The sequence below is a fragment of the Acinetobacter sp. 16 genome (assembly GCF_033439925.1).
Lineage (GTDB): Bacteria > Pseudomonadota > Gammaproteobacteria > Pseudomonadales > Moraxellaceae > Acinetobacter > Acinetobacter junii.
Genome location: NZ_CP137746.1, coordinates 1,297,840 through 1,310,133 on the forward strand (window position 1 = coordinate 1,297,840; position 12,294 = coordinate 1,310,133).

A 12,294-nucleotide genomic window follows, 5' to 3' on the forward strand; every position below is an offset into this window, starting at 1 on the left:
GCTCATAAATAAACTTGAGAACAGTTTGGACATGTTTCTAAAAAAATCGCTTTCTATCGCATTATTTGCCTCGTTTTCATCCACTATTTTTGCGCAAGGCTTAGTGCTCAACGATGAAAATTTACGTACTGATCTAAATTGGTTAAACCAGCAAGGTGTCATTCAAATCAGTACATCTACATGGCCGTTAAGTGGTGATGAAATTCAAAGAGCGTTGTCACAAGCGAAAGTGACTAATAATACACAGCAAAAAGTTGTGAACTCTGTGATAAACACTTTGCAGGCAGACAATGCAACTGTAAAAGTGGGTTTGCATGCTGGTACGGATTTAAAGACAGTTCCTCAAGCATTTGGTGATAACCAAAAATCTCAATATCAAATCGCAGCTGAATTGAATGCTGGTGGTGACAATTGGGATGCTAAACTTCGTGTAAATGGTGAAAAAGATCCATTAATTGATAATGGAAATGATGCAAATGTAGAGGGTTCTTATATAGCAGGTAAGCTTTGGAATCAATGGGTTATTGCAGGTCAAATTCCAACTTATTGGGGACCAGGGCATGATGGTAGCTTAATTCGTGGCGATGCAAGTCGCCCTGTATATGGTGTGACTGTACAACGTGCAGTTCAAGATGCTTTTGAAACAAAATGGTTGTCTTGGATTGGACCTTGGCAATATCAGGCTTTTGCAGGTCAATTAGATGACTATAAAGCTGTACCAGATGCAAAATTGATTGGATTACGTTTAACTGCACAACCTTTGCCGTATCTTGAATTGGGAGCTTCACGTACAGTTCAGATTGGTGGTAAAGGTCAGCCAAATAGTTTTAAAGCTTATTGGAACGCAATGATTGGTAAAGACAATGGTTGTGATGATAGCGGTTGTACTGGTGATGAAAATGCATCAAACCAAATCGCTGGTTTTGATGGGCGTTTATTACTGCAACCGTTGTTGAATGTTCCAATGAGCTTATATACTCAATTTGTCGGTGAAGATGAGGCTGGTGGTTTACCAGCTAAATATCTTTACCTAGCTGGTGCTGATTTCTCTTCGAGTTACAAAAATATGCCATATCAACTTTATGCTGAATGGGCAGATACACGAACAAACGGAAAAGCAAAGGGAATTTCTTATAACCATCATCAGTACACTGATGGTTATTATCAACATGGTTTCCCATTAGGTCATGCAATAGGTGGCGATGGACAAATGTACTCAGTCGGCGGTGATATTCGTTTTGATGTAATGAATCGCTTAAGTGGGCGTGCGATCTATGCCAAAGTGAATCAATCTAATTTGACGATTAATGCTGCATTTCCAAAAGATGATACTGTGAAAGGTTTAGACTTGACTTGGACACACTATTTAAAGCCAACAATTCCACTTAAGATTAATGGTTGGGTAAGTGATTCAGATTTAAATGGCAATGATGGTGGTGTTTCTGTAGGTGTTGAAATTCCATTAGAACGTAACATGTTCCGTTTCTAATTTTAAACATCATAATCCCAAGAAAAGAAGCTGAAACAGGTTTCTTTTCTTACTCTAGAATTAAAATAGACGGTTTCACTTTTATAATGAAGTTATATATTCATATCATAATTTTGCATATTGATATGAAAAAACAAGCTAAAGAACTCTCTCTAAATTATTATAATGAATAAACCTTACTAGATCATTAATTAAGTTCTGGTAATAACATCGATATCACGAAAAATTGGAGTTGTTATGATACTCGTTCCTCCACACGGTCTTCCAAGTGGTGGTGTAAGACCGCTTATAGATTTTATGGGTAGCATGAATAAAGGAGGAAGTGTACATGACTGAGAATAGATTAACTCACCTCAAACAGCTTGAGGCTGAAAGTATTCACATCATCCGTGAAGTTGCTGCTGAGTTTGAAAACCCTGTGATGCTTTACTCGATTGGTAAAGATTCGGCGGTTATGCTTCATCTAGCATTAAAAGCTTTCTATCCAGCGAAACTCCCATTCCCATTACTACATGTGGATACGGGTTGGAAATTTAAGGACATGATTGCTTTCCGCGATAACATGGCGAAAACACATGGCTTTGATTTGATTGTTCATCAGAACAAAGAAGGACGTGATGCTGGGATTAACCCATTTGATCACGGTAGTTCAAAATATACGGATATCATGAAAACTCAAGGCTTAAAACAAGCCTTGGATAAATACCAATTTGATGCTGCCTTTGGTGGTGCACGTCGTGACGAAGAGAAATCACGTGCGAAAGAACGTGTTTATTCATTCCGTGATACGAAACACCGTTGGGATCCTAAAAACCAACGTCCAGAACTTTGGAATCTTTACAACGGTAAAGTAAACAAAGGGGAAAGCATTCGTGTATTCCCATTATCTAACTGGACTGAGTTAGATATTTGGCAATATATCTATCTAGAAAACATTCAAATTGTTCCTCTTTATTTCTCAGCAGTTCGCCCAGTTGTAGAGCGTAGTGGTACGTTGATCATGGTAGATGATGAGCGTATGCGTTTAAAAGAGGGTGAAGTTCCACAAATGAAATCGGTGCGTTTCCGTACATTAGGCTGTTATCCATTAACAGGTGCAGTCGAATCGGAAGCAGATACCTTGCCTGAAATTATTCAGGAAATGCTTTTGGCCACTAGTTCAGAACGCCAAGGTCGAATGATTGACCATGATGAAGCTGGCTCGATGGAAAAGAAAAAGCAGGAAGGTTACTTCTAATTTCCTAAAGTAAATCTCTCTTAGAAAGAGGGATTTAGGGAGATTAAAATGATTTCTAAAGAATATGTGGAGTTTTGAGCAATGTCTCATCAATCAGATCTTATTAGCCAAGACATCTTGGCATATTTAAAACAGCACGAAAATAAAGACCTCCTACGCTTTTTGACTTGCGGTAACGTCGATGATGGTAAATCAACGCTTATTGGTCGTTTACTTTATGATTCAAAGTTGATCTATGAAGATCAATTGCAAGCAGTTACTCGAGACAGTAAAAAAGTAGGTACAACAGGTGATGCACCTGACCTTGCACTACTTGTAGATGGTCTACAAGCTGAACGTGAACAAGGTATTACTATTGATGTTGCGTATCGTTATTTCTCAACTGAGAAACGTAAGTTCATCATCGCGGATACACCAGGGCATGAGCAATACACGCGCAATATGGCGACTGGTGCATCAACTGCTGACCTTGCAATCATTTTGATTGATGCGCGATATGGTGTTCAGACACAAACACGTCGTCATACCTTCATTGCAAGTTTACTCGGCATCAAAAATATCGTAGTTGCGATCAATAAAATGGATTTGGTTGAGTTTTCTGAAACTCGATTCAATGAAATTCAAGTTGAATATGATGCGTTTGTAAATCAGTTAGGCAACCGTCGTCCAGAAAATATCGTTTTTGTTCCAATTTCAGCTCTCAATGGCGATAACGTTGTAAATCCATCTGCGAGCACACCTTGGTACAAAGGTCAAACGCTGATGGATATTCTTGAATCAGTGGAAATCAAACGTGAATCGAATAAACATGAATTCCGTTTCCCTGTTCAATACGTGAATCGTCCAAACCTTGATTTCCGAGGTTTTGCAGGAACGATTGCGCTTGGTGAAATCAAAGTAGGCGATGAAATCGTAGCACTACCGTCAGGTAAGAAATCAACAGTTAAAGAAATTGTAACTTTTGATGGAAATCTTGAAAGCGCAGCTGCTGGTCAAGCAGTGACACTTACATTGAATGATGAAATTGATATTTCACGTGGTAATGTATTGGTTCGTGCAGGCGAGCAACCTTTAATTTCACGTAGCGTTCGTGCTTCAGTTGTTTGGATGACTGAACATCCTTTAGTTAAAGGTAAACTTTATAACGTGAAGATTGGTACTCAAACTGTACCAGCTAAAGTTACAGCGATTAATTTCCGAGTTAATGTCAATACACTTGAACATACACAAGTTGAAGAGCTTGAGTTGAATGCAATTGCTGATGTGGTTATTGAGTTTGATGCACCAGTTGTATTTGATCAATACCAAGACAGTCGTTATACAGGTTCATTTATCTTTATTGATCGTTTAAGCAACGTTACGGTTGGTGCAGGTATGGTTGAAGCTGCTGTTGAGTGGACTGCGCATAGCAATCCAGTTACTGCCGAAGATCGTGCTGCTCGTTTAGGTCAGAAACCTGCTGTGATAGGTATTTCTGCACAATTAATCGAAAATGCTCTAGCCTTAGAAAGTTCATTGATCCAACAGGGTGTAGTGGCGATTGCAAAATCTACATTATCAGTTGATCAGATCAATTTGTTACGTGAAACAGGTGTAGTTGTCATTACAACTACCGTTGAAGGTACGGATACAGACCTAACTGCTGAAACTGTTGAAGAAGCAGCAGAACAAATTGTTGAATTAGTTCGTTTATAATTATCTGAACTGATTTATAAAAGCCCGCGAAAGCGGGTTTTTTTATAGATTATAAATGCTTAGGCATTAAGTAAATTATTCATCCAGAGTACAATTAACTTTTTATTTCATCTTTTTATGCATTACATAAGAATATTTTAGTTCTGTTTTAATTTTACTTTTATGCGACAATAGCGCTTTGAATTTTTGTATTTGGACTCCCATGACTGAACAATCTCCTGAGTATTTAAGCGATATCGAAATTTTAGACATTTTACAGTCTATGAAAAAAGATGAGCTTGATGTTGAAGCTAAAGAGATCATTCGTAATGGTGGGAAAGTTGGTCGTCAAGAAGCACACAAAAATGCTTTGGTTGCGCTGAATAATAGTTTTGAAGAGAAGTTTGTAGAGGCTGTTACTTTAGCTTTGGGGCTAAATGCAGGACAGGCCAAAAAAATACGTTATAAAAAAGATCGTATCCGAATCTTAAAAGTACGTGGTATTGATTATTTAGCAATTGATGGGGCAGAAACAGCTCAAGTTTTATCTCAGGTTTCTCAAGCTATCACACGCGAAGATGCAATTGTGACAGAAGGTTTGCATAATATTTTCCCATTTTGGAAAGAAGGTTGGCCAATGGTGCAATTTGATAATGCATATAAAATTTTATCAGAAGATATTCTTATTCATTATCAAGCGACATTAGATGAACTAATTTCTTTGTATGGTGGTAACTAAATAATTATCATATAAAAATTTTTATAAATTAATGGATTAGAATAACAAGGATGTTTGGCACATGACTCAAATGGAAGAGTTACCACATGAAGCTTTAATTGCATTAAGGTCAGGTAAATTAATTGATGCGATAAAAATAACACGTGAAAAAACGGGTCTAGGTCTGAAAGAGTCTAAAGATTTAGTAGATCGTTATTTAGATACTCACCCAAATGAGCAAGTATTTATACAAGAACAATTGGCTCAACGTAGTCGCAGTGGTATTCAGTTTTTAGTTGCTGTTCTTTTTTTAATCGCTATGCTTGTTTGGTTTATTTTTAAATAAAAAGCCCAATATTGGGCTTTTTTATATTTACATTATTCTTCGTGATCTTTTAAAGCATTCTCTTGATTTGGCATAATCTGAGTTACCAACAATTGGTCAATTTTATAATGATCAATATCGACGACTTCAAATTTAAATCCTGCATATTCTACCGCATCCGCAGGGCGAGGGATCTTACGCAAACGATACATGATGAAACCAGCGATCGTTTCGTAGTTTTCATTTTCTGGAAACTCTTCAATTTCTAGAACGTGTTTTACATCCTCAATTGGTGTGCTGCCATCAATTAACCAAGAGTGATTATCACGTTTAATAATTTGTTGCTCTTCATCCATTGGTGTGACCCAATCACCCATAACGGTAATCATAATGTCGCTCAGGGTGATAACACCAACGACTAAAGCATATTCATTGATAACAACAGCAAATTTTTCTTTAGTTGAGCGAAAACGGTCTAGTAGTTCAGATAAGGTGAGTGTGTCTGGAATAATGAGTACATTACGAATAGTTGATTCATTCAATTGTGTGAAGGATTGCTTGTTTAAGATACGAATTAAAATATCTTTAGCGTCGACATAACCAATAACTTGGTCGATATGTTCATTACACACAACAAATTTTGAATAAGGATATTCAGCTAGCTTTTGACGGATGCTATCTTCATGTTCCGTCAAAGTAAAATAAACCACGTTTTCACGTGTAGTCATACTTGAGGGAACAGTTCGTTCTTCAAGTTCAAATACATTTTCAATAAAGTGATGTTCTTGCTTTTGTAATACACCTGCTTGTGCACCTGCATCCATTACTGCTGAAATATCATCAAAGGTAATGTTGTCATCACGAATGGTATTTACCTTAAATAAGCGAAATAACAAGTTTGCAATCGCATTAATTCCCCAAGCTAAGGGTTTGCAAACCTTGATAAAAACTTGAATGGGATCAATAACGCTAATTGCAATTTTTTCTGGAGCGATCATTGCCAAGCGTTTTGGCATTAAATCAGCAAATAAAATGAATAGTGAAGTGACCATAGTAAATGATAGGGCAAAACCAATGGTTTCTAACCAAGGACCAGCATAAAAACCTTTAATCATTTCTACAAAAAATGGACGAAAAGCTGCTTCACCTAGAATACCACCCAGAATCGCAACTGCATTTAAACCAATTTGTGATGCGGCAAAGAAATCAGCGGATTGTTCTTGTAAATCCAAAACTTTTTGTGCGCGGGTTTCACCTGATTCTGCGAGGATTTTTAATTTAACTTTTCGAGCACCTGCAAGTGCAATTTCAGTAAGTGATAAAAAACCAGCTGCTGAAATCAGTAGAATAATAACTATAATATTTTGGAAGAGACTCACATATCACCTGTGGTTCATCATTATTATGAATATGTTGTAACACAAAAAAAGCACTGAGGTAACTCAATCTTTACCTCAGTGTAATAATCTTATTTATGAAAACAGCATATTCTCAAAAGAAGTAGAATTTGCTGATATTTCAACAAACTCGCAATATTTTTACAATAGCTTGTTTTAGTATTGTGAAAATTGTGAATTATTTATAAAAAATTCACGGTTTTCTTCCTCAATCATTTGGCGTGCGACAAATAAAATTAATTGTCTTAACCAACGATGTGCAGGATGGTGGTGGAGTAAAGGGCACCATGCCATTTTTAATTCAAATTCTGGAATATAAAATGGAGGGTCTTTGATGACTAATTTCGGATTTTGAGTTTGAAGGCGCGCCATACGTGTTGGTAGCGTCGCAATCAAATCTACATTTTGAGCTAAAAGCGCTGGCATTTGATAATGACGTGTAAATACTGAAATTTTACGTCGTTGACCAATCCGCTCTAAGGCTTGATCAATCCAGCCCAAACCAGCTTGTTTATCAGGGTTAACACCAAAACCCACGCCCATGCCAGTTTTAGAAACCCAAATATGTTGAGCATCTAAATAGCTTTTTAAATTGAGGTGGGTGACAGCTGGATGTTTGTCATTAAGGATACAGCTAAAGCTATCACGCCAAACTAACACTTGGTGGAAGCTTTGAGGAATTTCATTAAAACGGTTAATTGCTAAATCAACTTTACCTTGTTCCATATCACGATATGAAACATCACTTGGAGTTAAAAAGTCGAGTACAACGTTTGGTGCTTCAGAACGAAGAGCTTTAACTAATCTCGGTACTAAAGTTGCTTCAGCATAGTCCGATGTCATGATTCGGAAAACGCGATTACTTGTATAGGGTCTAAATTCAGTTCGCGGCTCTAAGATCATTGATAGATCAGAAAGGGCATCACGAATACGGGGTTGTAGTTCTAAAGCACGTTCAGTTGGAGTCATACCTTCTGAAGAGCGAATAAGCAGGGGGTCATTGAATAGATTACGCAATCTTCTTAGAATATTACTCATGGCAGGCTGAGTAACGCCTAATTGTTCTGCTGCGCGTGTGACATTTTTTTCACGAAGTAGTACATCAAGATAAATTAATAAATTGAGATCGACCCGCTCCAGATTCATAAAAAAAATACCGAGAATAAAATATTTAAATTGTGTTGAATTATGACATATCTAAAGGCTTTTGTGTAATTTAATCCGCCAAAAAGCATAGTTAAAAACGCAATTTGAGAAAAACTAAAGTACATCTAAATTTGGTTTAGAATTAACCAAAGATATCAAGCACAGTTGTTTAGTAAATAACAAAATAAATGACCTATTAAATGGCTAAAAATGTCAATTTGATAAAATTTTAGGGGTGGAACTCTGAAAGATGAGCGATTAAAAGATATTCATTTTTAATAAATTTGATTTTCTAATCTCATTGTTAAGCTTAATTAAATATTATTTAAAACAATGGTTTGTAATGACTTGGACTCGCTATAAGTTCATGTTCAAAGGCATATTTCAAAAAAAAATACCGAAAATTACCCAAGAATATTGGATTAATCTCTTGGCAAAGACTAAGCTGTGCAACATATTGATGAAGTGCTTGAAATCTAGCCTATAAAAAAGCATGGTTTTCAGCGTGCATTCGATGCCAATCCCTGAAAGGAAAATATCATGACATATCAATCAGCTTTAGAGCACGTTCGTGCCGTTAAAGAAAAATTAGGTGGTACTTGGGGTGCGATTCGCCCAGAAGATGCTGCTCGTATGATGGTTCAAAACCGTTTCCACACTGGTTTAGACATCGCTAAATATACAGCTGCTATCATGCGTAAAGATATGGCTGAATATGACGCTGATTCAAGCAAATACACTCAATCATTAGGTTGCTGGCACGGTTTCATCGCGCAACAAAAAATGATTGCGAACAAAAAATACTTCGGTACTACAAGCAAACGTTACATCTACCTTTCTGGTTGGATGGTTGCTGCTCTTCGTTCAGAATTTGGTCCACTTCCTGACCAATCTATGCACGAAAAAACTGCTGTGCCTAAACTAATCGCTGAAATCTATACATTCTTACGTCAAGCTGACGCTAAAGAATTAAATGATTTGTTCCGCGCTTTACAAAAAGCTGAACAAGCTGGTGATTCTGCTAAAGCTGCTGAAATCATTTCACAAATCGACAACTTTGAATCTCACGTTGTGCCAATTATTGCTGACATCGATGCTGGTTTCGGTAACGAAGAAGCAACTTATTTGTTAACTAAACAAATGATCGAAGCTGGTGCTTGTGCAATACAAATCGAAAACCAAGTTTCTGACGCTAAACAATGTGGTCATCAAGCTGGTAAAGTAACTGTTCCACACGAAGACTTCTTAGCTAAAATCAATGCTGTACGTTATGCATTCCTTGAGCTTGGTGTTGACGAAGGTGTTATCGTTGCACGTACTGACTCTGAAGGTGCTGACTTAACTCAAAAGATCCCTGTATCTAAAGAGAAAGGTGATTTAGCTTCTCAATACATCAGCTACTTAGACACTAAAGAAATCGATATTTCTGAAGCTTCTGATGACGAAATCCTTATCAAGCGTGATGGCAAATTACACCGCCCAACTCGTTTAGCTTCTGGTTTATACCAGTTCCGTGAAGGCACTCAACACGACCGCGTTGTGCTTGACTGTGTAACTAGCTTACAAAACGGCGCTGACATGATCTGGATCGAAACTCCAACTCCAGACGTTGCTGGTATTGCTGGTTTCGTAAACGACATCAAAAAACAAGTTCCAAACGCGAAACTTGTTTATAACAACTCTCCATCGTTCAACTGGACTTTAAACTTCCGTCAACAAGCGTATGACCGTTGGGTTGCTGAAGGTAAAGATGTATCTGGTTACGACCGTGCTAAATTAATGAGCGCTGAGTACGATAACTCTGAATTAGCTGCTGATGCTGATGAAAAGATCCGTACTTTCCAAGCTGATGCTGCACGTGAAGCAGGTGTTTTCCACCACTTGATCACTCTTCCTACTTACCACACAGCTGCTCTTTCTACTCATGAGCTTGCTAAAGGTTACTTCGGTGAAGAAGGTATGTTGGCTTATGTTGCTGGCGTACAACGTAAAGAAATCCGCGGTGGTATCGCATGTGTTAAACACCAAGCAATGGCTGGTTCTGACATCGGTGATGATCACAAAGAAATCTTTGCTGGTGAGAACGCACTTAAAGCTGGTGATGCTAGCAAAAACACAATGAACCAATTTGGTGGCTAATCGCTTCTGATTGATTCGAAAAAACCCTGCTTATGCAGGGTTTTTTTTATTATGTTTCTAGAAAAATAATTAAGCAGAAAATCTATTATTCAGCTTCTTTCTTCAATTGATATTTATCAGCTAACTCGCCTGTAATTTCATTACCTTCTAAATCTAAAGCTTTAAGATAACCTTCAGCGACAAAATATTTACGTCCATCACCTGCTTGGTCTAGTTCAATCACTGAAGGGTTTTTGCTATCGAATTGGAAACTACCTTTACTTTCAAAAGGTTTACCATCCCCTTTACCGAGATATGTTTCTTTAATTTCATACGTTTTATCTGAATTTAACTCTAATTTAGTTTCAATACCTTCACAATCAGCACAGGGTAATACACCCTTATAAGTACCATTCCAATCTAAAGCATTTTCTGCAGTATGTGCGTTATCTGTAACTGTAGTTTCTGCTACTACTTCACTTGTGGCAGAAGTCGGTGCTTGTTCTTCAGTTTTTTATTCTCTGTTTTGCTACAAGCTACAAGAAAAATAGATGCAATCGATAGGGCAATAGTAGATTTTTTCATTTTTACTAAACCTAATTTAAAAAAACACAAAGGATTAAATTATGAGAGTTATGAAAAAAAGTGTAGGGGATGAGTGTAAGTGTTCTTGAACTTTTGGTAAATCTGATTAAACGGTAATCCCCCCTAAAAAAAATAGGATCTAAAAGTAGAATTTTCTCTTAAGATACGAGCAGGAGATTCTGCATGAAAACATCTAAATTTACTGACAGTCAGATCATGTCCATCTTGAAACAGGCAGAATCTGGCACACCTGTAGCGACCCTTTGCCGTGAACACGGCATGAGTAATGCTACCTTTTATAAATGGCGTGCCAAATATGGTGGTATGGATACATCATTAATGGCTCGACTGAAAGAGCTAGAAGCCGAAAATACCAGACTTAAAAAGATGTATGCGGAAGAGCGATTAAAGGCCGAAATCATCCAGGAAGCGATGGCAATGAGCAGCACTGCTGCGCAAGGGTAAAGCCATCTTGCCGGCGTAAGATGGCACAACAGGCAGTTGCCCAGCATGCCATTAGTATTCGTTTGGCTTGTAAAGCATTTGGCATTAGTGAAACCTGCTACCGCTATCAAGCCAAACTCAGCGATGACAATGCACTCATTGCTGAACAGCTCATTGAACTCACTGAGGAAAATTCCGATTGGGGCTTTGGTTTGTGCTTCTCGTATTTACGGCATGTTGAGAGTTGCTGCTGGAATCACAAGCGGGTTTACCGCATTTACTGTGAGTTGGCACTGAATCTGCGTATTAAACCGAGAAGAAGACTAAAACGGCATGCGCCTGAACCATTGAAAGAACCAATCCGAGAAAATCAGGTTTGGTCATTAGATTTTATGCATGATCAGCTTTCCGATGGTCGCAAGTTTCGATTATTGAATGTGATTGATGATTACCGCCGCGAAGGCCTAGCCATTGAAGCAGGGTTCTCATTGCCCACAATCAGGGTTATTCATACGTTGAATCAATTGCTGGAGTGGAGAGAAAAACCGTTAGTGATCCGATGCGATAATGGTCCCGAATTTATCAGTCACGAATTTGTGCGCTGGGCTACTGAGCACGGTATTCGTATTGAATATATTCAACCGGGTAAGCCACAGCAGAATGCGTATATTGAACGCTATAATCGGACCATACGTTATAGTTGGCTGAGCAAGCATTTATTTGATACTTTGGATGAAGTACAAGATTATGCAACAAACTGGTTGTGGCATTACAACCATGAAAGACCACATCAAGCTAACAAAGGAAAGCCACCTCTAATGGCTGCTTAACCTCTACTTTTAACTTCGTTTATTTATGGGAGGATTACCAAACCATGGTTATGATTTTTATTTAATTTGTTTAGGAAGCTTAATGATGGATAGATAATAATCTGGATTCGCCAAACAGTTATTTGTAGATTTATGATCGAATGAGAAGAAATAAAAAAAACCCTAATCAAATGACTAGAGCTTTTTTAAATTTTGGAGCGGGAAACGAGACTCGAACTCGCGACCCCAACCTTGGCAAGGTTATGCTCTACCAACTGAGCTATTCCCGCAATATGGACGCATTATAGAGAATTTCATTAAACTGTCAACTCTCTATAATGCTAAGTGTTGA

The 12,294-nt window shown here is 37.8% G+C and carries 8 protein-coding genes, 1 tRNA gene and 2 pseudogenes; 7 read left to right on the top strand and 4 right to left on the bottom strand.

What is annotated here, in order from left to right; genetic code table 11:
• Positions 1–31 precede the first annotated feature (31 nt).
• The 5 genes from R2H34_RS06375 (at position 32) to R2H34_RS06395 (ending at position 5,464) form a co-directional block, all read left to right on the top strand.
• Positions 32–1,489, top strand: a complete 1,458-nt coding sequence (locus R2H34_RS06375; protein ID WP_004913392.1) for a capsule assembly Wzi family protein — start codon at positions 32–34, stop codon at positions 1,487–1,489.
• 328 nt (positions 1,490–1,817) lie between these two features.
• Entirely contained in the window at positions 1,818–2,726 is a 909-nt protein-coding gene (gene cysD / locus R2H34_RS06380; protein ID WP_004913386.1) for a sulfate adenylyltransferase subunit CysD, read from the top strand.
• Between the two features lie 81 nt (positions 2,727–2,807).
• A complete protein-coding gene (gene cysN, locus R2H34_RS06385; protein WP_318342528.1) occupies positions 2,808–4,421 on the top strand; it encodes a sulfate adenylyltransferase subunit CysN in 1,614 nt (537 codons plus the stop codon).
• Between the two features lie 202 nt (positions 4,422–4,623).
• Positions 4,624–5,139 carry a hypothetical protein gene (locus tag R2H34_RS06390; protein ID WP_004913382.1) on the top strand — a complete coding sequence of 172 codons (516 nt, stop codon included), beginning with the start codon at positions 4,624–4,626 and terminating at the stop codon, positions 5,137–5,139.
• Between the two features lie 61 nt (positions 5,140–5,200).
• Positions 5,201–5,464 carry a ribosomal protein L7/L12 gene (locus R2H34_RS06395; protein ID WP_005402951.1) on the top strand — a complete coding sequence of 88 codons (264 nt, stop codon included), beginning with the start codon at positions 5,201–5,203 and terminating at the stop codon, positions 5,462–5,464.
• Between the two features lie 32 nt (positions 5,465–5,496).
• Here R2H34_RS06395 and R2H34_RS06400 read toward each other — a convergent pair whose 3' ends face one another.
• Together R2H34_RS06400 and R2H34_RS06405 are read right to left on the bottom strand one after the other, a co-directional pair.
• Complete coding sequence (locus R2H34_RS06400; protein WP_004913375.1) at positions 5,497–6,822, bottom strand: hemolysin family protein; 1,326 nt, start codon at positions 6,820–6,822, stop codon at positions 5,497–5,499.
• A gap of 174 nt (positions 6,823–6,996) precedes the next feature.
• Entirely contained in the window at positions 6,997–7,986 is a 990-nt protein-coding gene (locus tag R2H34_RS06405) for a LysR family transcriptional regulator (protein WP_004913372.1), read from the bottom strand.
• 537 nt (positions 7,987–8,523) lie between these two features.
• Between R2H34_RS06405 and R2H34_RS06410 the strand changes: the two genes are divergently transcribed.
• Positions 8,524–10,125, top strand: a complete 1,602-nt coding sequence (locus R2H34_RS06410) for an isocitrate lyase (RefSeq protein ID WP_026057438.1) — start codon at positions 8,524–8,526, stop codon at positions 10,123–10,125.
• 85 nt (positions 10,126–10,210) lie between these two features.
• Here R2H34_RS06410 and R2H34_RS06415 read toward each other — a convergent pair.
• Positions 10,211–10,689: pseudogene (locus tag R2H34_RS06415) on the bottom strand (copper resistance protein NlpE).
• A gap of 183 nt (positions 10,690–10,872) precedes the next feature.
• Here R2H34_RS06415 and R2H34_RS06420 point away from each other — a divergent pair.
• A pseudogene (locus R2H34_RS06420) lies at positions 10,873–11,963 on the top strand (IS3 family transposase).
• A 193-nt stretch (positions 11,964–12,156) separates the two neighbouring features.
• Here R2H34_RS06420 and R2H34_RS06425 read toward each other — a convergent pair.
• A tRNA-Gly gene (locus R2H34_RS06425) sits at positions 12,157–12,232 on the bottom strand.
• Positions 12,233–12,294: the final 62 nt, after the last annotated feature.